Source organism: Bradyrhizobium sp. 179 (assembly GCF_023073535.1).
Lineage (GTDB): Bacteria > Pseudomonadota > Alphaproteobacteria > Rhizobiales > Xanthobacteraceae > Bradyrhizobium.
In genome coordinates this window covers 249,694-274,539 of record NZ_JADPJR010000136.1, presented here as the reverse complement: position 1 = coordinate 274,539, position 24,846 = coordinate 249,694, and the positions used below count along the sequence as shown (strand labels likewise).

The window sequence follows — 24,846 nt, the reverse complement described above, 5'->3', positions numbered from 1 at the left end:
GTTCGCGTGCTTTGTCATAGCGATTGAGTTGGATCGCCGATGGCAAACAACGACGCCGAAGGTCGAACCGCCCTGCGACGCTGATGACGCCATTTCCACCGGATTTCCGAGACGGTATCACGCGGCACATCGTGCGCGGCGACCCTGAGCGCGAGCAAGGGATTCCGTTTGAAAAGCAGTCCAAAGATTGAAGCGAAGTACCACAACTGACCGCCCGTCAGAGCTCTCCGAAGCAGCCAACGCGCATAGTTTCTGAGGCCAAGGTCTAGGAGCGCCGTGCGCTCAGGGTGTCTTGTCACGATCTCATCCGCGACCAGCATCCACGACCGGAACATTCGGGTCTTGTTGCTTGACATGTTGTTCGGGAGGTACCGATAGCCAATCTGATACTTGGGCACGACCGCGAAGTGGTACGCCTCCGCGACACGGCAATAGAACAGCAGATCTTCGCAGCCTTCTGCCCCCGATGCCCTGAGTCCGCTCTCGAAACCTTTTGCAGCTATGAGGGCTTCCCGGCGGACCAGCGCCGAGCTGCCGTTGCCGATGAAATTTCCCTGACAGAGATAGTCTAGCACCTCGCCCGCATGAAAGACGGGATCGGACCTGGCACTTACGCGGCTATCGGCATCGATCCAATCATACCAGCTGTAGACAAGACCAGTCCGCTCTCCTGCATCAAGCAAGGCTTGAAGCTGTTGCTCAATCTTGCGGGGCGTCCAGAGATCATCGGCATCAATGAACGCGACGAAGTCCGCGCCCGCCGCCTGCCAGCCCGCATTCCGGGCGGCCGCGACCCCCGCATTACGCTGTTCTATGATTGTTATTCGCGAATCCTGAGCCGTATGCAGCTGGACAACTGCGACCGTGTTGTCTGTGGAGCCGTCGTCCACGACAATGATTTCCAGCTCCCGGTGCGACTGGGACCTGACGCTGCGAAGCGTCTCGTCGATCGTTGCACTGGCGTTGAAGGCGGGAATAACCACGCTGACCAGGAGCGCCCCCGTATTCATTGGTACTGCTCCAGGCAACGAGCGAATGTGTCCAACGTAAAATCGCCTCTGACCTCAATTCGCGGCAGATTCAACAGATTGTCCTTCAGTGTTACGGCCCGTCCGACCGTGTTGAACAGAGTTTTGTAACCACATTCGGCGGCGAGAATTTCAAGCCGCTGATCGGTAGAGCCAAAAGGCGCGGCAAGCGACGTTATCGATCGCCCAAGCCACTGTTCCAACTGGGCGCGAGATCGCGTCAATTCCTCGGCGAGAGTCCGGGTCGCAAGTTGCTCGCTGCGCGGGTGACTCGCCAAATGGCTGCCAAAGGATATGCCCTCGGCGGCAAGCGCAGCGATCCTCGTCGGCCCAAGCAGCGAAGCGGGCTCTCCAAACGGAGCATCCCACTCCGCCCGCTTTCCCACGAAATCGGTCGCAACGAAGACTTCTGCCGAGAAGTCGTTTGCTTGCAAGATCGGCCATGCATGCTCGGCAAAATCGTCGTACCCATCGTCGAAGGTGATCAGCACCGGCCTGCCGACGAACGGATGATTATTTGCCACGAACCAGGCGAGCTGATCCGAGTTGATCGTGTGATAGCCATTGCGGCGAAGCCACAGCATCTGTTGCCGGAATGCATCGGGAGACAGGCGGTAGCGCGCCAGTTCACCTGGTCCTTCGACCGCAACACGGTGGTACATCAGGACCGGAGCGTGCGTGCGTCTTTCGGATTGGGTGACGTCAAACCTGCGCGCCACAGCCCCACCCCACACGATGGACCGCGCAACCTCGACCTCGATCGGCGCCTCGATAGCCGCGTATTTCACCTGTATGTCAGGGGCGGCTTCGCCCGGGAGTAACCGCCTGAACCGATCGATACGGTACAGTTCCGTCTCGATCGATGTCTCCAGGGCGAGTCCGGGTACGCCCTGGATAATCCGCGTGATGGTCTCCGCCCCATACGGGCTCTCCCAGTCGACCCCCGTTCGCGACATGTTGTCCTTCAGCACAAAGGTATGGGCCGCCACAAGGTAACCGCCAGGACGCAGCGCCTGCACCAGTCGCCTCGCGACCGATTCTAGTTCGGCCTCGTCATTAAGGTAGTAAAGGACCTCGGAGCAGACGATCAGATCGACGTCCTGTGGGAGCCGATCGGCGGATAAATCCAATTGAGAGAATTCGACGTTCTGACGCCCATTGCATCGGACACGAGCGCGACCGAGCGCCTTGGTTGAAATATCGGCGGCACACAGGCGTCTGACCCTGCGGGCCAATTGGCGCGTGAAGTGTCCTTCCGCGCACGCGAGCTCGAGCGCACGATCTATGGGCTGGTCTGGCAGAAGCTCGAGCTGCCGAGTGTACTTTTCCTGTTCATACGACGAACCGTAGTTCCAGGGATCCTCTTGCTCGAAGAACTCCTCCCAAAATTGCTTGCGTGCGGTGTCTCGAGATCGCCTGGCACATCGCATAGGACTGCTGGAAGCAGAGATGCCTGAGATGGCTCGCGACCGCGCCTCACATGAAGCCCGCGAGGCCAACTCGCGTAGCCGCCCCCGGTGAGTATCTCGGCCGTCTCGCATGAAAGTTTGAAGTCGTGCGGTCCGCTTGTGAAGTGCGATTTTTGCCCGAACCAGCCTTCCGATCTGGTCTTTGACCTGCAAGTGAACGAGGCCATCGGCGGCCAGCGCGATCCAGAAGCGGCTGTCGACAGCGCCGAGGGCACCAATATCGAGCAGCGTCAGGATGCGAGGCCCGTCACAGAGATAGACGTACAATCGATCAATAGTCCCGATCGGCCTGATGGTGCCGATACGGCGAAGGTCAACGCGCGTGCCGAACGTCAACGTGAGGACCCTGGGCGCCGAAAGATCGTCATAGTCGAGCACTTTCCGCTCGAAGCGGTATTGGCACTTTCGCCCTGCCGCCGGATCGTTCCACGCGCGACCGATCGCTGAAATGAAGTTGGTTACGCCCTCCCCGTATTGCGGCCACCGTTCCGCCAGCTTGGCGGGTACCGTTCTTGCCCCGACCATCACGGCATCGAGCAGAACAGCGGCAATGAAGTCCGCCGCTGTCTCGGTCTTTGGAATGTTGCTCAGCGTTTCCAGCGTTGGATCGCTGGCATTCCTGCGGCCGCAATCAAATCCGGCACACCAGAGCATGAAATACGCATACGCTGCCTCGGCGCTGCCATATGCAGTTGACGCTCCCGCCCTATGTTCGGGTGCCGGCTCGCTGACGCGGTCATCACTCGAAAATCCGCGGGCAATGACCACCCGCGCGTCGGCCAGCATCCGTTTGACATCTTGCGTCAGTGAACGGTCGCTTGTCCGGTAATAGCTCAATTTCTCGTCGACATGGATCCACCTGCCGCCGCAGCGTGCGATCCGTTGCCACAGGTCCCAATCTTCGCACGTGCGGAGGCTGGTCTCAAAGCCACCGACCTTTGCAACAGCGCTCTTTAGGACAAGCACGCCATGGATGAACGTGGCACACGTCCGAGCGAAACGCTCGAACGCGTTGTCCTGGATAGCCGGATCGCAGCGGGCGGGAGTTTCGCTGCCGTCAGGCATAACCCGGCAACAATTGCAATAGGCGGCTACCGCCGAAGGATCCAGATCCAGCGCAGCATTCATCCGGGCAAGGAAGGACCGATCAATCCAATCGTCACTATCAAGGAACAGTATTCGTTTGCCGCGCGCGCCTGCAATTCCCTTGTTGCGGGCACCTGAAGCGCCTCCTCCGCCAGACTGCAGAACACGAAAGCGGGAATCCCGCGCCGCATATTCAGCAACGATCGCGGCCGTGGCATCGATCGAACCGTCATCCACGACAAGTGCCTCCCAGTCAGGGGCGCTCTGCGCGAGCAGGCTGTCAAGCGTTTCAGCAATGGTCTCTGCAGCATCACGTGCGGCGATCACGACGGACGTACGCGGATGGGCCGTCATCTGCGAAGCCTTCGGCGATGATAGAACAGCAATCCGGCGAGATATCCGGTCACCTCCTCCTTCAGGAAGCGGTCGCGAATGCTGTCTCCTTCCATTACTTTCCGGAGCAGCCGAGAGAGGTACCAACGCGGCTTGTGATAGTAGGCCAGACGCCGGTTCGCCGAGATCCCCGTTCGCTCATACTGCACCAGAAGCGCTGCCGCATGACCACGCATGTAGTGATAGATCTGGCTGGCCAGGCCGTCCATCGTCCTGCGGTGAAAATGGAATGCGACCGACGCCGGAGTATAACGACAGGTGTAGCCGCCCGCGAGCAATCGATACCAGTATTCCGAGTCTCCCGAGCAGCCGGCCTGACCGACGTCCAGTCGCTCATCGAAAAGTCCGACGGCCTGAAACACCTCGCGCCGGAATGCCATGCTTGCTCCGGCGCCGATGTCCCACGCGGGAAGGACCCGACCGCGATGCGATCGGAAGGCTGCGCTGTCGTAATCCTGTTCGCGATAGCCTTTGTTAAATCCCCAATACGTCTCGAAGTGCCGTTGCGCTTCGGTCGCGAGCTCGGCCGGAAGCACCAGTCCCGTCACCGCACCGATCTGGGGAGAGTCAAACGCACATGTCAGTTGCTCCAGCCAACCCGGGTGAAGCAGCACATCGTCGTCCGTATAGGCGACAATATCTCCGGTCGCCTGGAGCGCGCCGGCATTGCGAGCAATATCCAGACCGGGTCGATCCTCGCGAATATAAGTTGCTGCCGCGGCCAACGCGACATCCCGCGTCCGCCGATCGCGCGATGCATTGTCCACCACAATGATTTCTCTTGGGGGATGGGTCTGCCTCGGCAGCGACGACAAGCATTTGCTCAGCTCGTCCGGACGGTCGCGCGTGCAGATCACCACGCTCGCCGAGAGTCTCACTTCTGTCGGAGTTCGCACCTTGGAGTCGACGGCTGACAGAAACCCGTCGTCGATGTGATCGATCCTGGCGTCCGCAATTTGGCCTTCATGCATCAGCACATGGCCGATCGGCCGGTTGGCGCGCCAGAACACCGTCATGCCATCGCTCAACGTCGTTTCCGCAACATCGGACGCCGACGTCACGGAGACATGCGTCACGCCCCTTCCCAATCCAATTCCTGCGAATGGGGTATCGATCATCTTCGTGCGAAATATGCCGACGGATTGCTATCGCTCCACCTCAGTGCAGTCTCGATAATGAAATCGATCTCGGATTGCCGCGGGCTCCAACCGAGCTCCCGCTTGGCTTTGGCAAAGGAGGCAACGAGCATGGGCGGGTCCCCCGCGCGGCGTGGGCCGCGGCTGACGACCGGCTCTTTTCCGGAGACACGCTTCACGGCCTCTACTAGTTCGAGCACACTCGTGCCGACCCCCGTACCGAGATTGAAGACATGAGTACCGCCTCGAGCAACCAGCATGTCACCTGCGAGAAGGTGCGCCTGCGCTAGGTCATTGACGTGGATATAGTCCCTGATCGCACTTCCATCCGGCGTCGGAAAGTCCGTTCCCAGAATGGTGAAAGGCCGATGGGGTCGGCGCACCGCTTCGATCGCCAGCGGAATGGCATGCGTCTCCGGTTCGTGGCGCTCACCGATCTCGCCGTCAGGATCACAGCCCGCCGCGTTGAAATAGCGCAGCGAAACCGACGACATCTCGTACGCACGACCAAAGTCCTCCAGCATACGCTCGATGATCATCTTGGACCAACCATAGGGATTAATCGGCGCCTGCGGATGTGTTTCGTCTATCGGGGTGTGCTTGGGTACTCCGTAACTGGCACACGTGCTGGAAAAGAGCACGCGCAAACAGCCGGCCGCTCGCATTGCCTCCAGGAGGGCAAGCGTTCCTCTCGTGTTATTGTCGTAATAGATGGCGGGATCGGCCACGGATTCGCCGACATAAGCCAGCGCCGCAAAGTGCGCGACGAGGTCCGGCTTGTAGGTTTCCAGCACTGCGCGCACGCCTGCTGAATTGCGAATATCGCACTCGACCAAGGGTCCCCAGCGCACCGCATCGCGCCAGCCCCGGGAAAGATTGTCGAGCGTCACGACGTTCCAGCCCGCCATCGCAAACGCCTTGCAGCAATGCGAGCCGACGTAGCCCGCACCGCCGGTGACCAGAACGGTCTTTTTCATCTCGCCGCGTCCGCGCGCCCCACATCGATCGGAGGTGGGGGACTACCGAGATTTGTCGGACCGGCGACATCGTTACGCGTCTTCATCAACCTTCGCGCCAACAACACTCAACTCCTTGTCACGAAGCACGATCTCGTTCTTGATCTCCAATATTCCAAATTCCAGTCAATTCTTATCTAGATGGATTGTGGCTTCATTCGTACGATCAATCGGCTGCGCGCAGACGCGTGGAGCTGCCACGCGCAGTTGCAAAGACCCGAAACGGTGCAACACGAGGATTGACGTTGCGAAATTATTGCTTCGCTGCGGTCTCGTCCGCGGGATAGAATCGCGCCTGATGCGCTTCCGATAGAACCTGTCCCGTCGATGACTTCACGAGGGCGGTCCATTCATACAGACCCGGCTTGCAAGGACCAAATGTCCGTATCGTCCCCGACGGCACAACGCCATTTCCGGGGACCGGAACGTCCTGGCCTCCCATTTCGCGAGTTCCTTGCGCAAGTGTGAGCGTCATCGAAGTGGCACCAGCGGGAATGTTACGCAGACGCATCTCCGGATTTGGGAACAGCGTGATACAGCCGCGCGCCCCGCGCCATGAAAAATCCAACGTCATCGGATCGGCCGATGCAGGATGACACAGCGCCAGCAACAAAGCGGGGACAGCAACAACAACTCTCACATATCACTCCGGTCAGGTTCGCTTCCGATCTTCGAGCGATCGGGCACGCACTATTCACGATTCACGCAGAATAGATCGCCCATTTTAAGGCACCATCGGTATGCCCCTTTCTGACGACGCATCAACGAAGCAGTCACGAGTTGGCCATTCTTTTAGCGGACCGTCCACGCCTCCTTTGGCGTGCATCAAGGAACATTCTCGCGCCTGCCAATGGATTGAGCAAACAATGGCAAGTGGCAGCTAAACCGTGTCCAGAAACGTCCTGATCGTCATACCTGTTTTGAACGAGGCTTCCCATATCGAGACCGTTGTCCGCAACCTGGCCCAGGACAATCTCCACGAAGATCGCACAATAGTGGTTGCAGATGGCGGCAGCACCGATGGGACGCCTGACATTGTCCGCCAGCTCGCCAACGAGATTGGCGGCCTCCATCTGTTGCGCAATCCCCAGCGGCTGCAGAGTGCCGGGGTCAATTTAGCCGTACAGGTCTATGGTGCTGCGGCGCAGGTCCTGGTGCGGTGTGACGCCCATTGCGAATATCCGGCCGACTATGTTTCGCGCCTCCTCAAGACCTTGGACGAGCGCCAAGCCGACTCGGTCGTGGTCCCCATGGACTCGCGTGGTGACGGCTGCCTACAAAAGGCCGTCGCATGGGTCTCGGACACTAAGGTCGGTTCGGGCGGATCGGCACATCGCGGGGGAAAGCAAAGCGGCTTTGTCGATCACGGGCATCATGCGGCGATGACCATCGACGCGTTCCGCAGGGCTGGTGGTTACGACGAGACCTTCGCTCATAATGAAGACGCAGAGTTTGACTGCAGGCTGCGTGCACTCGGCGGCCGGATATTTCTGGATTCGGACATCCGCCTTTCATATCGACCGCGATCGAGATTTCTGAGCCTGGCGAAGCAGTACTTCAACTACGGTCGTGGTCGATCGAGAACGGTGAGACGGCATCCAGGATCGTTGCGACTGCGTCAATTCCTGGTGCCCACTCATGTTGCATTGATGCTGGGCGCCATCGTGCTGGCGCCGGCTGCACCGCTGCTGTTGACATTGCCGGCGGTCTATCTGGCGATACTGGCGCTGACCGCAATGATGATTGCAGTAAAACATCGCTCAATTTGCGGGCTGCTTGCACTGCCGGCCGCCGTCGTGATGCACTTCGCGTGGGCCCTTGGCTTTTTCTGGGGTATCCTGTGGATCCGCCAGACCACCTGGCAGATGACCCCTTCAGTTTCCTGAACGCTGCAGAACCTGGGCACTGGCCGGCGAGCCCACACGCCGGCCAGCCTTCGCATAGGCGGCCTCGGTCAGGCGTGCAATCGAGGTCCACGTCGGCACGGAGTCTCGCAGCTCCAACATTCCTTGACTCTTGCGGTTTCGATAATCAGGGTCGCTGATCAAGCGCTCGAGCGTCCGGGACAATGCGGCGGGATCACCTGGAGGAACGAGCGTCCCCTCTGCCCGATCGCTCAGCCATTCTGAAAACGTTCCAAGGTTCGACGCGACAATCGGACGTCCCGCCGCGATCGCCAGCATCAGCACGCCGGATGCGTCGATATCCCGGTACGGAAAAGCCAGGATGTCGGCGCGCGCAACCAGAGAGGTCACATCATCTTCCGGAACGAAACGCAGGTCGAATTCGACATTATCTTCGAGCTGCAAATCCTTCACCATCGCAAACAGCGGCTCCATCGCCATTTCCGGCCAGCCCACGACCTTCACCACGCAATTCGCCCTGACCTCTCGGGGAAGCAGCGCAAGCGCGCGAAGCATGACGTCGACTCCCTTGTAGGGCTTTATCTTGCCGAACAGGAGTATTTGAACGCGCCCATCTCCGGCCGAGGGCTCGTCGGCCGGTCGGGTGATATGATCCGTCAGCAATCCGTGCGCGATAACGGATATCTTCTCGTCCGGGATACCAACGCGCAGCAGGCGATCGCGTGCAACGGTCGTATGAACGATGAGATGGTCGAAGCAGTGCAGAATGCTGAACGCGCCAATCCGCTGGATCCGCGAGCTCGGATTGTTATTGAACGGATTCGAATCATGAACCGTCAGAACCGTTGGCGCGACCCTTCTGAACATGGGAATGAACTGGCTGTCGACGATCGCCAGCGGTGCCCATTGGAAATGGATCACATCAGGCGGCGTCCTCCTGAAGCGCCTGATCAGCCGTGTCATTGATTCAGCGTGACTGAGGCCCTTCAGCCCCAGCTGCACATTACGTGGAAGTTTCTTGAAAAAGCGCGACTGCAATCCCGGATAAAAATGCCGGTCAAGAAACAGGTCCTCATCAACGGAAGGCTTCTGCCCAATCTGGCGCCCGACGATGCTGGCCGCATGCCCAATATCGGTCAATCCTTTGGCTAATTTAAGATCATATGGCCAAGTAAACAGTGACGGATCGATCAGAGCGATTTTCATGCGATTGCCTCACCAACGATGATTTGCGGACCGTGAAATTACTTCTGGCTCATCAAGGCATGGATTGATAGCTTCTTCTGCCACTTGCACATTTGTGAGCGACACGCGTTGAAGATCAGCATCGTCATAACAGTCTACAATTACGAACGGTATGTCGGATTGGCAATCGACAGCGCGTTGAATCAGACCCGTCCGGCGGACGAGATCGTCGTCGTCGACGACGGATCGATCGACGGTTCCCGCCAGATCATCGCCGGCTATGGTGACAGGATTCGAGCCATATTTCAGGCAAATCAGGGCAACATCGCAGCATTCGAGGTTGGGTATCGCGCAGCGACAGGCGATGTATTGCTGTTCCTTGATGCGGATGACATCCTGATGCCGACGGCGCTCGAAAACGTCGCTGCGCACTGGCGTGAAGGTGTTTCGAAAGTTCAGTTCAATCTGGACATCATCGACGGCGCCGGCAGGCGACTTGGGCGCTCGTTTTGTGCGTTTCCTAAATCCTACGCGCCAGACGATGTGCACGCAGAATTTACACGATCGGGAACGTACATCTGGCCAGTCATGTCAGGAAATGCGTACTCCCGAGCGTTTCTTCGACAGGTCGTCCCGCTCAATCCGCCCGTGGGATATGACGGCGCCCTCAATACGATAGCGCCTCTTTACGGAGACGTGGTCACGGTGCAGGAAATCCTGGGGCAATATCGGCTCCATGGCAGAAATATCAGCCGAAATGACGCGAAGGGGCGGGCGCAGCGCTTTCCGGATTTTCCTAGACAGATCGGATTCCGCGTCGCAGAGTTCGATATCCTGAAAGCACATTGCGACAAGAAGTCCATGCACGTGCAAGCGGCAAGGCCGATCGATAACGAGATCGTCTTTGTCAACTATCGCCTCGCGTCGCGTAAATTGGGACTGCGCTATGTTGGGCAGGACGCGGACACGTCGAGTTCACTTCTGCGCCGTGGGATATGGCTTGCGCTGACCACGACAACAGATTGGCGCGCAGCCGCCTCTCATATCGTCTGGTTCACAGGGCTGTTCTTGAGCCCTTCCTGGCTTGCGTACCGGCTGATCATGCTCCGCTTCAACAGGGCAGAACTCCTGCGGCCGCTCGTCAGGTTCGGAAGTGTCATCCGACGCAAGCCCGCCTGAGTGGGCAACGGCGCAAAGGCAACCCGCCTCGTCAGATCTCGTCCCATGCCCTCGTCGATCACACGCTTTCGATCGTACGAATTGTCTCCGGCATTGGCCCGGAAAGACTGGATGCGCCGGCGAGGCGGGCGCGAATCCGCCTGTCGGACTGGCGAAGACGGAGATTTTCCGTCAGGCGCAGAACATATTCCTTTGATTTCCACGCAAACCGAGCCGCTCTATCGAGCGCAGTAGGCCCGTGAACCGACTCCGCCGCCTTTACGATCGAAGATGTCAGCGTCAGCTCAAGACACGGAAAAGGAAACAAGGCATAATTGTGGAGGCCATTTGCCCAGAAGCGGTCCATCTCCCAGTCGATTGGCCGATGGATCGTTGTCACGCTGTCGATAAATCGACGCGCGGCACGGCCGGAAATCAGATAAGCCTGCGTTCCCATTGGCGCACGCTCAAACCGCACCAATTCCCGCTGATCCAGCCAGGCCACGTGCTTGCACGGCGCCATGTGTCGCCCATACAGCCGGAGATAGCCGATCTCGGCAGCCTTGCAGATGTCAGGAAGCGATCGAAAGCTGAACCCGGCATCGAGGATGACGTCGTCTTCGATCACAAGTGTCCATGAATTGTCGGTGTCTGACGCTGCGACTTGCGCCATGATGCTCATATGACTCGCTGCGCAGCCGATCTCGGCACCTGAAAGGCCCCTGCCCCAAAAGCGAATGGCCAGCGCCTCATCATATTGCGGGAGCCCCTTGGCGGGCACACGCAGGGCATCAAAGAAGGTCCATGGAATCTCAAGCGACTCCAGATTTGCACGCGCGCGCTCGCGGCGCACGGAACCGGCCAAACTAATCGCCACAATTCTGAGATTGCTGCCCATTGATCGATCAGTCCGACATCTTGATTGGGAACCGTTTTGCACGTGATCTCCAAACGATTACCGCGAACCTGTCTGTGCTGACAAGGAGCCGGCCGGATTTGTAAGCCTGGGGCTGAATCGGCCACGTATCTCGACGATGACGGCGTTGGCGGTCGGGTAGTATGCAAACGCCCCGGCGGTATGGATCATCGCAGAGAGGTGCGGCCGCACGCCTCCATTGATGGACCGGTCGGTCGGCGTAAGGAATTCCTGCTCGCGCGCTGTTGCCTTGCGCGCTCCGAGGCGCAGCACCGAGCCGGAGATCGACATGTTGTCGAAGCCAACGGCGACGCCGCGGTTTCGGTCCTTGTAGCCTGTGGTCAGCGGGTCGGCATCAAAAGCTGTCCCGAGCGACGTGGTATTGCCGCGGATGCCTGGATGATAGGCGCCAGTCGGAAGGGGGCGCGTCGTCACGCGCGGGCCGCGATTGATCGAGAATCGCAGGGGCTCCATCGTTGAACCGTCAGGTTTGTAGCCATAAACGACGACATGAGACCGCCCGGCATTGCCTTCGGCCGTGAAGTCCGCCTTGATCGTGCGCGACGCGGGATCGTAGGAAATTCCTTCTGGGAATTGCGTAAACGCCGACCGTCAACCTTGATCCGTCGGGGCCGAACTGCCCTGGCCGATATTCAGGAATTTTGCGAGGGCGTCGTCCACACTCGTGCTCAGTGGCTGACTCAACTTTTCGAAGGGCTTGCTCCACGCATCGACGAACGTGCTGATTTTCCCATAATTGTTGTCAAGGAGCGAGTGCGGCACATTCAGCAACACGCAAAAGATGTGCGTGTGAAGCCGGTCCGTGATCACGTAGGCCGACGATCCAACCTGCCTCATTCCACGGGCTACACGGTTCGACGCGAGTAGGTGAAACCACCGAATGCGCACGTCAAGCTCCGACGGCGTCCTGCCCTTGAGCAAGAGGAGCGCCGTCTCGAGCAGCGCCTTGACAAACAACCACTTTCCCAAGCCTCGTTGTTCGATGAGCCAGTCCTCGACAACCGCAAAATTCGGGAGCGGCGGAAAACGCTTTTGCTCCACCTTCTCGTGATCTGTTCGGAGCAGCAGCAACAATTTCCTGGTTACTGCCGCTGGCGAACTCTGCGCCCCCAGACAGAACGCCATGTCCGGACAGAGATCGGCGGGCGCAGTAAATTCCGTTGTCGCGATATTCAAACTTTGCACGTCGCGGACCAGAATCCGGAATTTTTTATGCGAGTTGATGATCTCCGCGGCGCGCTTGAGACTTGCCTTCGAGGAGAAGTGTATGGTTTGCGGCAACTGAATGATCTGGCGATCCGGAAACTCCGACAGAAGCCTGAGCCGAAACTCCTGATGGCTGGGCCACAGGTCGCCGAAATTGCCTCCACCATGGATAAGGATCGGTCCGACAGGAACGGCTCTTTCAAACTCTTCCTTTGACCAGGTGTCATAGGTGCAGACGTAGGACGGGGCTCGGCCTAGCTTCCTCTGCAGATAGGTCTCTTCACCCAACCATATGGCGCTGTCGCCCACATTCGAGTGGTTGGGGAAATCCACCAGCGCAAAATCCTCGACACCCTCCAGATGAGGCCCGATGACCTTTTCGATCTCGTCCTGCATTTCTGCAATCAGTGTACGGGAGTCCTTCATGGGAATTTCGGCCATCGTCCTGAGTTCGGTCCCGTTGGTCGCATCACAGCATCGAACGGCTTTCGATGCATCGGCAAAACTTCCCATTCGACTAATCCACTTCTGCCATTGCGCCAGGTACCCGCTATGGTTGTGCGAACGACGCATCTGCGTGCCGCCAGCGAGAACGCCGGACGGTTGCGCTGCGAGCTTCCCCGGTCAGTCATTCGATCTTTCGCGCTCAGCCGGCTTCTGCTTCTATCACGCTCTCGTGCCTCTCTCGGTGTCCCCTCGCCGATGCGGAAGCTGACCGGGTTCCAGAGCACGGAATAGATCGGCTTAGCAGCCAAAAGGCAAGTCTCGGCACCGCTGCCGATTAGCGACAACACCGCACATATTCATGACAAGAATCGAATCTATTGAAGTCTTAAGGCAGGCAAATGTGTTGATCGCAACGAACATAGGCAGCGAGCCTGCGGGAATGCCGCTTGTTGCAGCAAGCCTGCACCCAGATGCGTTAGCGAGCTCGGAGTCAACCGCATGATCGGTTTGTTGAAAGACTACGTAAAAGCCCGCCTGCTTGATAACGACTTTATGATATCCGGCACCTCAAAGGAGGAGGAGCTCAAGGAATTCTTCCGGGACCTTTTCCCTGTCGTGACGGACAAGAAATTGATTCGACTGGGCGGATCGGCTGATGGCGGCTATTTGGTTCCGGATGACCTCGATGGCTGCGTCGGTTGCTTTTCGCCGGGCGTCTACAACGTCTCTGACTTCGAGCTCGGCCTTGCCGAACGCGGCATCCCATGTTTCCTCGCTGACTTCTCGGTGGATGCACCCGCGATCCGCAATGACCTACTCGATTTCGAAAAGAAATTCCTCGGAAACGAAAACAACGCCAAGTTCATGACTTTAGAGAACTGGATGTCGAGAAAGGGCCCTCGGACCGGCGATCTCATCCTCCAGATGGACATTGAAGGCGGCGAATACGAGGTTCTCATCGAAACGAGCTGCGACGACCTGAAGCGCTTCAGGATCATGATCATCGAATTCCATTCCATGGACAGAATTCTCAATCCCATCGGTCTCAAGCTGATCGGCGCTGTCTTCAAGAAGATCACCAAGCACTTCGACGTCGTACACATTCATCCGAATAATTACTTCAAACCCATCGAATACAGGGAGTTCAAGGTCCCGCCGATCATGGAATTCTCGTTCTTGCGCAAGGATCGCGTTTCTCGCCGAACGCCTGCGAGACGGTTTCCTCACGACCTCGACAGGAGAAACGTCGCCAACAGGGATGATGTCGTGCTGCCGAAGTGCTGGTTCGCTCCGGAGTGATCGCCTCCGTGGCCGCGCCGATGAATCGCGCCAGCCGCGGACAACGGGCGCGCGGAGGCTCGACCGTTAGCTCGCAATGGCAGAAGTGCGCTCCCTACTCTCCCGCCTGCCGGTTCTCGCCGAGATATGCCTGATAGGCCAGCTTGAGCCCATCCTCGAGCGGGGTCTTGGCTCGCCAACCCAGTTTCGCCAACCGGTTGACGTCGAGCAATTTGCGCGGGGTGCCGTCGGGGCGCGAGGTGTCAAAGCTGATCTCGCCGGAATAGCCGACGGTCTCCGCGACCAGGCGGGCGAATTCGGCGATCTCAATGTCCACGCCGGTGCCGATGTTGACGAGCTCGCCGCTCGAATAGGTCTTCATCAGGTGGATGCAGGCGTCTGCCAGATCGTCGACAAAGAGGAATTCGCGCCGCGGCGTGCCGGTGCCCCACACCACGACGTTCTTCGCTCCCGACGTCTTGGCCTCATGGAAGCGGCGGATCAACGCCGCGACGACGTGGCTGTATTCTGGATGATAATTGTCGCCGCGCCCATAGAGGTTGGTCGGCATCACACTGATGAAATTTGAACCGTACTGGCTACGATAGGCCTCGACCATCTTGATGCCGGCGATCTTGGCGATCGCGTAAGGTTCGTTGGTCGGCTCCAGCGGACCAGTCAGCATCGACTCTTCGCGCAGCGGCTGGACTGCGAGTTTGGGGTAGATGCATGAGGAGCCAAAGAACATCAGCTTCTCGCATCGATTAACATGAGCGGCGTGAATGACGTTGGTCGCGATCGCGAGATTGTCGTAGAGGAACTCGGCGCGTAGCGTATTGTTGGCGACGATGCCACCGACCTTGGCGGCAGCAAGGAACACTGCTTGCGGACGCCTTGCAGCGAACCATCTATCGACGGCGGCCTGGTCACGCAGGTCTACCTCGCTCCGCGACACCGTCAGCAACTCGACATTTTCCTCTGCGAGCCGTCGCACCAACGCGGAGCCAACCATGCCGCGATGGCCGGCGACGAAGACGGTCTTGCCTGCCAGCTCAAATAGAGTGCTTGCCATTGGCAACCTCTCGCTTGGCCTCGAGCAAATCGGACGCCACCATTTCCTTGACCAGTTGCGCGAAAGGGGTCCTGGATTTCCAGCCGAGCTTCTCGCGCACCTTGCTGGGATCGCCAATCAGGAGATCGACCTCGGTGGGACGGAAATAGGTCGGGTCGACCCGCACGACGATCCTGCCTGACTTCATGTCAATACCGGATTCCTCGACGCCCTTGCCCCGCCATTCGATTTTGCGGCCGACTTCGGCAAAGGCGAGTTCCACGAATTCGCGCACCGAGCGAGTCTCCCCGGTTGCCAGCACGAAATCGTCAGGCCGCTCGGCCTGCAGGATCATGTGCATGCCTTCGACATAATCCCTGGCGTGGCCCCAGTCGCGCTTGGCCTCGAGATTTCCGAGATACAGCGTCTCTTCGAGACCCGTCTCGATGCGGGCAACGGCACGCGTGATCTTGCGGGTGACGAAGGTTTCGCCGCGGATCGGGCTCTCGTGGTTGAAGAGAATGCCGTTCGAGGCAAACATGCCGTAGGCCTCGCGGTAGTTCACCGTGATCCAATAGGCATAGAGCTTCGCCACCGCGTAAGGGGAGCGTGGGTAAAAGGGGGTCGTTTCCTTCTGCGGCACTTCCTGCACGAGGCCGTAGAGCTCGGAGGTGGACGCCTGATAGAACCGCGTCTCCCTCTCCATGCCGAGAATGCGGATCGCTTCCAATAGCCGCAGCGTTCCAATCGCATCCGCGTTCGCGGTATATTCCGGGCTCTCGAAACTGACCGCCACATGGCTCTGTGCAGCCAGATTATAGATCTCTGTTGGCCGGATCTGCTGCATTAGACGGATCAGGTTTGTCGAATCCGTCATATCGCCGTAATGCATCAGGAACGGCACATTGCCGGCATGCGGATCCTGATAAAGATGATCGACACGGGCGGTGTTGAATGAGGACGATCGCCGCTTGATGCCGTGAACGGCGTAGCCCAGGCCGACCAGGTACTCGGCGAGATAGGCACCGTCCTGACCCGTGACGCCCGTAATCAGCGCGACGCGGCGCTTCGATCTTTCATTCATATTGCTCACCCGATCGCTCGATTCTCATCGATGACTTTCCCAGTTTTTCCAAACCTGTCGGCGATTGCGCCCAGGATTCGCAGGATCTCACGCTCGGGCCCGGCCGGCGAGCCTGTCGCTCGCCAGACTCCAATAAGTGACCCGACATAGGCAAGAGCGCTCACGAGAACAACGGCAATCAACCGAGCATAGACGTGAGACTCATGGCCAAAAAATGTAATGAAAGCCCAATTGGTCAGAAGACCGACAATGATCATCGTGCAGGTGGACAAAGCGGTCCTCAGATTCACGAGAAATTGCCGGGAGACAGAAGCGTCAATCAGTTCGCGGACCAGGACCATGTTGTAGACGACACCGCCGAGCGTAACCGCCACGCGAGCGACCAGCAGGCCAAGTAACCCCCCTACCCACAAGCCGGCAACAATGACAGGCAGCCTCACGATCAGGATCGCAACGTCGCGATGAAATAACCTGCGCGTCTGCCCAAGCGCCAGACCAAGGGGTTGGACGGTCGCGCTGAGCGTATGCAACGCAATTGCACCACCGAGGAGCTGGATCACGATTGTCGCGCCTGCCCAGGCCTCACCCAGCGCGAGCGGAACGAATTGATCGGCGATCAACGCGAAGCCGAACCCGGCCGGAAAGGCGATCACACACAGCATTGATTGCGCCGACAGATAAGCTCGTTGAAGGGCCGCTTTGTCGTCCCTCAGCCTCACGAACGCGGGAAACAGCGTCCCGGCGAGCGGATTTGTTGCTTCTCTTGTCGGCGTGGCGGCCAGGTCGCTGCCCAGCACATATCCGCCCAGGGTGGATTTCCCAAGAAAATATCCGATGATGATCTGGTCGAAACGCCAGTTCAGCGTGCTGACGGCCTGTCCGAGCGATAGCCACACAGAGAACGAGAATAGGGAGCGGCTACCCTTTATCCGGAATTTCGGCCGAAACGGCTGGATCAGATAAGAGGCAACGACATCGATGAAGTTGGCGACGACGGTCCCGGCGATCAGTGCCCAGTAGCTCCTGAAGCAAATGGCGATCCCGGAGGAGACGAGGATGGTTGCGAGCGCCCGGCTGCTGCTCGTCACAAATTCCTGCCAGAAGACGAGTTGACGCTGCATCATCGCTAGCATCGGGTTTCGAAGGCCGGATATTACAATCGAACAGCTCAGGACCAACAAGATTGGAATCAAGCGGCCATCGCCGTAGGACAGCGCCACCGGATAAGCAAGCAACGACAGCAAGAGTGCGAGCAAGCAGGCACGAGCCAGGCCCAACGTCCACGCGGCGTGGAATTGATCTTCACTTGGATCCTTGTGGTGAATGAGGGCCGATGCCAGGGACAGTTCAGTCATAGATGTCAGAACAGCAATGATGGCCGTCGCGACAGCAACCAGGCCGAAATCTTCCGGCGTGAGCATTCTCGCCAATATGAGCGTGTTCAGGAAGCCGAGACTGGCAACCACCAGCCGGCTCACGCCGATCCAGGCAGCTCCGATGGCGATTGAATTTTTCGACAAAGGGAGCGGCGTACGCGCACCAAGAGCGACCATTTTCAATGCTCGTTCATTGGCATATGGTTTCCAGTGCGCGCTCGAAGATGTCAGGCGCAACCTCGAAATCGAATGGACTGGGTCCAAACGCGCCCTGCGGGCGCGTTCCCTTGCTGTCTCCCACGATATAGGAATAGTCCGCGCCGGCGGACGTTGCGATCGTGTAGTAGTAGGGATGCACGTGGTCTGAGGGAATCAGCTCCAGGACCTGCGTTCCAGGCGAGCAGAATACGAGATTGGTCAGCCCTGCACCATGTGGGCCAACGACAATCGAGCATTCCGCGAAAAACGCCGCTTCATCCTCGACGTGGTCAAATTCGTAGATCTGGAAGCCGAACTTTTTCAGTGCAGGCATCAGCTCTTCTTCGTTAGCAACCTTCCTTTGTCCTTTGCGCGGAACGTATACGCGCCTGTCGTGACGAAGCGGCGACTTGGCTAGCTGCAAGCGGAAGAACTCCGTAAGCCATGGCGCATAATTCCGTCGCAAGCCTGGAAACGAAGTGCCAATCACGAGATCGGCCTGGATATCCTCCTCGCCTGCCCACACGCACTTGCGCATTGGAATTCCAAGCCGGCGAACGAGTTTGGCTGCCGTTTCGGACGCAGGCTTGGGCAAATAGACATAATCGACATCATCGAGCGACAGGCCACTTTTCTGAAATAGCGCCAAGCGTCCCAGGCAATCGAGCAGGAAGTGCCCATAGTTTCCTCCGGCGAAATCACTCGCCAGCGAGAGACAGGTGCCACTTAGCGGCAGCGGCGTCCCGTAGGCAACTGATCGCGGATGGCGCGAGAACGACGATCCGTACCAGGTGCTCTCGTAGAGCAGCGATCCATCCTCCGTCACGAGCCAGCCGTCGGGACCGAGGATTCGGGCCTTGTCCAGGCGGAGAATGCCCAGCTCGGGCATTCTGTTGTCAACGCTTTCACCGAAACCTGCGTCGCGGCTGCCGAATCGAACCGGCGCCTTCCGCGCCAGTACCTCTTCATCGACGGCAGTCAGCCAGGTATGCGGATGTTCACTTCGCCACGTGCGATGATCACAAAGCCGGCTCGGGCTGCCGCGCAATGCACCACGAAGAATTTGCCTGACGGCGCGAACCGTTGAGTTCATGGACGACTACCCATGCAAGAGACACTGACCGTGACAGGCAAGCCCGCATGAGGCCTCACCTGCCACAGCCAAAGCAAAATTCAGACCGACCCTCGGACAGCGTGCCGATCGCAATCAGCGGTGCTCGGCTTGATCCAGATCCACGGAGTTGTGCTCACGCTGGATGCACCCCTCCGATCAGCGGCGCACATGCAGCGACAATAGACGGCAAGATCTGGCCTTTTTTGGTTGGATCACCGTGGTGTCGCAAGCAACTGGGACTTCTTTGGGGCCGACCTCGCCCGCGACTTCAGCCGTCAGTTTGCTGCCCAGCAGATAGTTCCCTTCACGCGGTACGGCCGGCAGCGCAAATTCGATCACACTGACGCCATCTTCCGCGTCCTTGCGAGAGACCTGTTGTAGCGGCTTCTTTGCCGATGCGACCATCGCGCCGGTTGTTGCATCGAAGACGTACGCATGAATCGTTCGATTTGTAGGATAGTCGTCCGGAATCTTGACCGGAATTTCGATCTTGAGCGGGTCGGTTGTGCTCAGTGACAACACCCCCGCATTCGGCTTCTTATCCGCCACCACATTCGTAACGTTGAGAAATGTCGGCTTGGGCATGTCGTTGAGCGCTGCCTTATATCCAAAATCATTCGGATCCGGTGTCACGTCGCTCGGACCGCATTTTCGGCTTCCGCGCTCAGAGGACGTGAACTGGCAGACGCGAACGTAGTCGATCTTGAACGTTTGCGGGAAAGCCGCATCATCGATCCCGTGCCGACCGGCCCACGCTGCTCCGCCGACAGCGAAATTGAGATCGATGTGCGCCGGCGGCCCCAGTTGGCCGTCCTTCCTGAGCCACTGGTACATGCGCGTGTAGACGAGACGACCGTCCCAGAAGAACGAAATGCGGTCAGGAGCCCAAACGAAGCCGGCAATATGCCAGTCCTTGTTCAGATCCTCCTTGCTGACCATGTCCTGAAACCTGAGCACGAACGAGCTGTCCACATACGTGTAGGACTGCGGCGTCCACTTATCTTTACTCATGGCATTCGAGTGCAGCATGTTCGGCTTGTCTTCCACGCCATTGATGACGTACTCGAAAATGTCGATCTCCGGCGGATGCCAGAACTTTCCATCGATGTCGTAGTCGGCTTCGAGCCAGAATGCCGGCCACGATCCCCGCGCATTCGGAAGAAAGACCCGCGCTTCATAGTAGCCGTAGTAGAATGTCTGATGGCTCCGGATCATCGCGGAATCGAACGTGTCCGCCCCTTCATTCTTTTTTGCAATCAGATTCAGCGCACCCTCGGACATCACGTGGTTGTCGCGGTAACGCTGCTTTTCATCGTTGAAGCGATCCATCGTTTCGTTGTTGTAGATGTATCGGGTGGCCCATTTGGTCCGATCAAGCTTGTCGCCGTTGAACTCATCCGAAAAAACTAGCTCCCAGCCAGCGCACCAGGCCGGCGTCGCGGATCCGAGTGCAACGACTATCGAGGCGACACAAAGGATTTGCGTGCGCACGGCTGCGATCATCAACGAGATCCTTTCGGTTCGGCTCTTAGCCCGGCTGGGAAACGCTGTGCTGGCCCAATGCGCAAAGACGATGGCAGCGGTGACGCTGCCACGTCGCAAACCGGCACAATCGAGCGCACGGCTCTGCGGCTTTTTCCCAAATAGACAGTTAACTTGCGATCGTTTTGGGGCGGTGACTTGTCGAACAATCAAGAACATTTGACTGTTCCCCGATCAGGTTCCCTCCTTGAGTGCCGTCGAGTGCTTGATTGATCGGCCGGACTGCCGGTTTCGCTTCCGAGCCCCTGTCGAGCCGTTTTCGAATCTGTCCCGTCACCTTCACTTCAAGGAAGCGATGGCTGACCGTCGCAACGATAAGCGACGGCGGAAGCGAGACCAGGAGGAAACAAAGTTGCGATCCGCTCCCCAATGCATCGACCATGCCCGTTCGATACATGATCAGCTTGACCCCAGCCATGACGATCGGCGGCCAGAGATAAAAACTGAAGCTGATCGTTCCCAGCCATTGCATCACCTGCCAACGCAGCATTCTTCCGAACAGACCGTTTCCTCCGGACACGCCAAGCAGGAAAATAGTCCCGAAGACGCCACCAAGAACAAGAAATGGAAAAGCAGAGATCCAGTCATGGAATGACAAATGTGCCGGCGTCACAAAGCCAACGTAGTCTGTTGCGCTGGCAAGCTCGAGGCCTCTCCAGACAGTCAGGAATAGCACAAAGAAGATCGCCGGGTACTTCGCCAAGGATTGCAACAAGGTCGACGATAGGTACTTCTCCGCAATGAGCACGCCACCAATCATCAGGAGCGCGCGGGGATAGTACACGAGCAAGATCAGCGAACTGACGGCTAATGCCAGGGCCAGCGGCCGACTGACGCCGCTGATCAGGAAGACGGCGGCACATACTCCATAGAACAGGAATTCGTATCCGAGCGACCACGCGGCGGGATTGATCTGGATGATGTCAATGAATGGAGGCGGCGCCAACAGATTTGCACCAACCAGCAGCAGACTTGGACCCCTTCCTGAAAGCCAGCCAAAACTCGCGATCGCGATCACGGTCGCCCAGAGCACAGGAAGAATCCTCGCATAGCGATCAAGAATAAAGGTCACGACCGAGGATGCCCGATACAGGCTTGGCAGAATCACGATTCCACTGATGCCGAAGAAGAACTCGACACCGAATTTCCCGGTCTGCAGCGCTTCTCCCAACGGCCCCTTGGCAAACAGATCGAACGTGGGCAGTCCGGAATGAACGACGTGATAGACGAATACCATGAGGCAAAACAAACCTCTGGCACCATGAACGTAAGGGTTAAATCTTGCGCTCGCGTTGTGTTCCATGTGGGAAGTCGCTACAGGCTCGAGTATAGAGGGTGAACAGCCTCACGAGAGAGACCAAGGTCGATCGCGATCGTTACCCTGTGCCCAGACGCAACCAAGGCGCCAAGAGACAGTAATCGACGAGTCCCAACATGGTGAGCCTCGACACATTCCCAGCCAGAACCTCGTCTAACAAGCGCGCTGCAGCAGCGTCAAGCGACGAGACCAACAGCGTCATTTTCGCGCATATCGCCTTCATTCTGTGCATTTGCATGCAGCGCTTCGGGCTCCTCATCGGGACCGGACAGATCTTCTTTTCGCTGTTCGGATTCTTCGCGCTCGTGGCGTGGGGATGGTGGGTTGGTCTGGTGAGCATTCGCGGGCCGCAGACTCTCGCATTCGGACTCGTCGTCGTCTGGTTTCTCTTCAGCGCGGTCGCCGCAGCCGAATCTCCCGATCGCGGTGTCGAGACCAGCCCGGCATCACTTGCGATGGTTCTTGTCACGAATTCGATCTTCCTGTTCGGACCCTCGACGAAATTCTCGAACGAGGCGGTCCTTCCCGTCTTCCTGTTCTATGTTCGGCTGTGCGCCGTTCTGGCAATCGTCCAGATCGTTCTTCAATTCGGCGGAATACGCATCTTCTCGTTCAAGGATGCAATCCCGGCGCTCGATCCGGTCCTCGTCGAGTCCGCCTACAATCAAAATGCGGTGGAATTTTATGGGTCGTTGAATCGGCGCGCGAACGGTTTTTTCCCAATGGAGCCGGGAGCGCTGTCCCAATTGCTCGCTATAGGTGTGGTCGTCGACGTGTTCATTTTGCGGCGACTTGCCTATCTTCCGTTGTACGCCATCTCGTACGTGCTCACTCGGTCCGGATCGGGCCTCCTGGTGCTCGTCGTGTCCCTTGGTGCCTATCCCCTGATTGCTCCGCTCAAATCACTGCGGGTAATCGCCATCGGGGCGGCCGTTGCCTTGACGATCGGCACAACGTACCTCGTTGCACCGGAACCTTTTGATCCCATCGTTAGTAGGCTTGATGAATTCAGTTCAACCAAGTCGAGCGGCTATGCTCGCTACGTCGCACAACTACAGACTTGGGACTATCTCTTTCGGACCGACAGAGTGCTCATCGGCTCGGGGCCCGGCGGATTGGAACGGTCGCCTGCCTACTTTGGCGGCAGCGGAAATCCCGTTCTCAAGCTCGTCGCGGATTACGGAATTATCGGGCTACTGATTTTCCTGTTCTATCTCATCCTCTCGATATTCAGGAAAGACAACTCGATGCTCGCATTGACAATGCTGGCCTGCTATCAGCTCGGCGGCGGCAACTTGGCCATGGCTCCATTTCTGATCATGATGGCAATGCTGTGCGTATGGTCGCAGCCGCCAGGCGCCGGCCTGAGGTCGATCCGTCCCAAAGCTGCCGTCTGACCGAAGTGTCCCAGCCCTGCGCCCGATCATCGAATGATGCGGAATCGACCGAGCAAAGCGCGCAACCATTTCGGCCGCTGGGCGGGCACGTAGCGCAAACTCACCAGGGCACGACGGAAGTATTGCGGACTGATCAGAGTGCAGAAGATCCAAGCCAGCAGCGATATGCGCTGCGATCTTGAGAAACCTTGCGGCGACGCAGCCGCTCCAAGCGCATCGACAGCGATGCTCAATGAACTATCCGCCGCGATTGGATGAAGGTCCGGCCGCAGCTTGAACGACGCTATCCGCAAACAAAGAAATATCAAATTGCTCTTGAGCGCATCGGGCGCAACCGGCAGCTTCTCCGCGCGCGCGATCTCGGAAAAGAATTTGTATCGCCTCCGCGTGAGGTCGATTTCTCTCGCAAAGCGGGTATCATCGAGTTGAAGGAAAGCCCCGTGATTGAGGCCGTGCACGCGGTAGTCTGCCAACGGCTTAGTGATCGTTACGATCTCGCCACATGCAGGAGCGGCCGCCAAAAGATAACTGTCCGGAGCCCGATCAACGAAGTCGGATTCAAAGCCGAAGACACGCTCGACAAACCATTTCGGGTAGGCGTTTCCCGACCCGGGCGGCGTCGGATAGGCGCCGGTGGTTGCCATCCACTTGCGGACGTCCTCCGAGGACGGACAGGAGAAGTACTGCGGCAGGACGTTTCCGGTCGGCTGCCCCTCGGCATCGATCACGCGCATCTGAAACTGATATTTGCTCGCGGCTTTGGACCAGACGGATACGATCTCCGTCATGACATCAGGATGCAAGGCATCGTCCGAGTCGAGAAATATGATGATATCACCGGAAGACCTGCGAAAGCCGTTCACACATGACATCATCTGCCCGGCGTTCGCCTGGCTGATGATTGTGACTTCGTCTGCAAATTCGTTGATGACGTCGAGTGAATGGTCCGTCGACCCGTCATCGACGACGATCACTTCGACGTTTGGCCATCGTATGTCCAGCGCGCTGCGGATCGCGGATCCCACATAAGCTGCGTAATTGTGGTTCGGAATGACGACCGAGAGGCGCGGCAGGGTCGCCGGTTCGACTTCCGGCAACACAGCGGGTCCTGGTATCTCCTTCAACATTCGCCGCCTAGAATACTCGCGTTGCAAGTACGTCGCATGACGGCCGACAGAACATCACAGTCGACGGGCGTCAGACACTTACTCCAGGAAGGTGCAGCCTCTAGCACGTGTTTTCAAGCGCAAGGAAGAGGCAAGATTCCCGCCTGCAATCCCGGGAACTATTTTACCTGTCATTCTGTTGCCGCAACTGCAACTCTATCCTGCCGCGACAATCGCGGCTTCTTTCGAGAGCTGGCCCCAACCATCATGGATGTGCAGAGCAGTGAAGATGCATGATAACCGATCTAGGCGCTCAGACGGTTATGTGGCGATATGTGTAGCTATCGCTTCATCGCTCCTCCCAACGACGGCCGATGCTCAAATTTCCGGCTTCGGTCGCACATCTCCTCCGATGTATGGCGGCTCCGGCATTTCCACTCGGCCTTCGAGTTCGAT

At 58.1% G+C, this 24,846-nt stretch carries 19 protein-coding genes; 4 read left to right on the top strand and 15 right to left on the bottom strand.

The annotated features are described in order from the left end of the window. Positions 1–14: 14 nt before the first annotated feature. Genes IVB12_RS32260 through galE form a run of 4 tightly spaced genes read right to left on the bottom strand, consistent with a single transcriptional unit; the run spans position 15 to position 6,089 of the window. A complete protein-coding gene (locus tag IVB12_RS32260; protein ID WP_247305581.1) occupies positions 15–1,010 on the bottom strand; it encodes a glycosyltransferase family 2 protein in 996 nt (331 codons plus the stop codon). Continuing rightward, on the bottom strand, positions 1,007–3,937 hold the full coding sequence (locus IVB12_RS32255) for a trifunctional glycosyltransferase/class I SAM-dependent methyltransferase/polysaccharide deacetylase (protein WP_247305579.1): 2,931 nt from the start codon (positions 3,935–3,937) through the stop codon (positions 1,007–1,009). The genes IVB12_RS32260 and IVB12_RS32255 overlap by 4 nt, the downstream gene beginning before the upstream one ends. After that, positions 3,934–5,052, bottom strand: a complete 1,119-nt coding sequence (locus IVB12_RS32250) for a glycosyltransferase (RefSeq protein WP_247305576.1) — start codon at positions 5,050–5,052, stop codon at positions 3,934–3,936. The genes IVB12_RS32255 and IVB12_RS32250 overlap by 4 nt, the downstream gene beginning before the upstream one ends. A gap of 38 nt (positions 5,053–5,090) precedes the next feature. Beyond that, complete coding sequence (gene galE, locus IVB12_RS32245) at positions 5,091–6,089, bottom strand: UDP-glucose 4-epimerase GalE (RefSeq protein WP_247305573.1); 999 nt, start codon at positions 6,087–6,089, stop codon at positions 5,091–5,093. A 926-nt stretch (positions 6,090–7,015) separates the two neighbouring features. Between galE and IVB12_RS32240 the strand changes: the two genes are divergently transcribed. Further along, a complete protein-coding gene (locus IVB12_RS32240; RefSeq protein WP_247305570.1) occupies positions 7,016–8,014 on the top strand; it encodes a glycosyltransferase family 2 protein in 999 nt (332 codons plus the stop codon). Here IVB12_RS32240 and IVB12_RS32235 read toward each other — a convergent pair. Further along, positions 8,003–9,199: a glycosyltransferase gene (locus IVB12_RS32235; protein ID WP_247305567.1), complete on the bottom strand. Its 1,197-nt coding sequence runs from the start codon at positions 9,197–9,199 to the stop codon at positions 8,003–8,005. The genes IVB12_RS32240 and IVB12_RS32235 overlap by 12 nt on opposite strands. A gap of 108 nt (positions 9,200–9,307) precedes the next feature. Here IVB12_RS32235 and IVB12_RS32230 point away from each other — a divergent pair, with 108 nt between their 5' ends. Then, complete coding sequence (locus IVB12_RS32230) at positions 9,308–10,357, top strand: glycosyltransferase (protein WP_247305564.1); 1,050 nt, start codon at positions 9,308–9,310, stop codon at positions 10,355–10,357. Between the two features lie 58 nt (positions 10,358–10,415). Here IVB12_RS32230 and IVB12_RS32225 read toward each other — a convergent pair whose 3' ends face one another. The 3 genes from IVB12_RS32225 to IVB12_RS32215 all read right to left on the bottom strand — a co-directional run bounded on the left by IVB12_RS32225 (position 10,416) and on the right by IVB12_RS32215 (position 12,992). Beyond that, complete coding sequence (locus IVB12_RS32225; RefSeq protein ID WP_247305561.1) at positions 10,416–11,234, bottom strand: glycosyltransferase family 25 protein; 819 nt, start codon at positions 11,232–11,234, stop codon at positions 10,416–10,418. A gap of 57 nt (positions 11,235–11,291) precedes the next feature. Next, on the bottom strand, positions 11,292–11,687 hold the full coding sequence (locus IVB12_RS32220) for a hypothetical protein (RefSeq protein WP_247305558.1): 396 nt from the start codon (positions 11,685–11,687) through the stop codon (positions 11,292–11,294). A gap of 177 nt (positions 11,688–11,864) precedes the next feature. Further along, on the bottom strand, positions 11,865–12,992 hold the full coding sequence (locus IVB12_RS32215; RefSeq protein WP_247305552.1) for a polysaccharide pyruvyl transferase family protein: 1,128 nt from the start codon (positions 12,990–12,992) through the stop codon (positions 11,865–11,867). 432 nt (positions 12,993–13,424) lie between these two features. Between IVB12_RS32215 and IVB12_RS32210 the strand changes: the two genes are divergently transcribed. Continuing rightward, positions 13,425–14,225 carry an FkbM family methyltransferase gene (locus tag IVB12_RS32210; protein WP_247305549.1) on the top strand — a complete coding sequence of 267 codons (801 nt, stop codon included), beginning with the start codon at positions 13,425–13,427 and terminating at the stop codon, positions 14,223–14,225. Positions 14,226–14,319: 94 nt separating this feature from the next. Here IVB12_RS32210 and IVB12_RS32205 read toward each other — a convergent pair whose 3' ends face one another. The 6 genes from IVB12_RS32205 to IVB12_RS32180 all read right to left on the bottom strand — a co-directional run bounded on the left by IVB12_RS32205 (position 14,320) and on the right by IVB12_RS32180 (position 21,872). Further along, the gene (locus IVB12_RS32205) at positions 14,320–15,276 is read right to left on the bottom strand and encodes a GDP-L-fucose synthase (RefSeq protein WP_276576807.1); all 957 of its coding nucleotides are present in this window, start codon (positions 15,274–15,276) and stop codon (positions 14,320–14,322) included. Then, entirely contained in the window at positions 15,257–16,339 is a 1,083-nt protein-coding gene (gene gmd, locus IVB12_RS32200) for a GDP-mannose 4,6-dehydratase (RefSeq protein ID WP_247305546.1), read from the bottom strand. Before gmd ends, IVB12_RS32205 begins: the two co-directional genes overlap by 20 nt. Positions 16,340–16,344: 5 nt before the next feature. Continuing rightward, complete coding sequence (locus tag IVB12_RS32195) at positions 16,345–17,892, bottom strand: lipopolysaccharide biosynthesis protein (protein WP_247305544.1); 1,548 nt, start codon at positions 17,890–17,892, stop codon at positions 16,345–16,347. Positions 17,893–17,905: 13 nt separating this feature from the next. After that, positions 17,906–19,006: a glycosyltransferase family 61 protein gene (locus IVB12_RS32190; RefSeq protein ID WP_247305541.1), complete on the bottom strand. Its 1,101-nt coding sequence runs from the start codon at positions 19,004–19,006 to the stop codon at positions 17,906–17,908. Positions 19,007–19,183: 177 nt separating this feature from the next. Then, positions 19,184–20,728 (bottom strand): glycoside hydrolase family 16 protein, encoded by a 1,545-nt coding sequence (locus IVB12_RS32185; RefSeq protein ID WP_247305538.1) that lies wholly within the window; start codon positions 20,726–20,728, stop codon positions 19,184–19,186. Next, entirely contained in the window at positions 20,679–21,872 is a 1,194-nt protein-coding gene (locus IVB12_RS32180) for an acyltransferase (protein ID WP_247305534.1), read from the bottom strand. Before IVB12_RS32180 ends, IVB12_RS32185 begins: the two co-directional genes overlap by 50 nt. A gap of 131 nt (positions 21,873–22,003) precedes the next feature. On the opposite strand from IVB12_RS32180, the gene IVB12_RS32175 reads away from it, so the two are divergent. Next, positions 22,004–23,284, top strand: a complete 1,281-nt coding sequence (locus tag IVB12_RS32175; protein WP_247279501.1) for a hypothetical protein — start codon at positions 22,004–22,006, stop codon at positions 23,282–23,284. Between the two features lie 26 nt (positions 23,285–23,310). Here the strand turns inward: IVB12_RS32175 and IVB12_RS32170 are convergent, their stop codons facing one another. Beyond that, entirely contained in the window at positions 23,311–24,381 is a 1,071-nt protein-coding gene (locus IVB12_RS32170; RefSeq protein ID WP_247305531.1) for a glycosyltransferase family 2 protein, read from the bottom strand. Positions 24,382–24,846 lie beyond the last annotated feature (465 nt).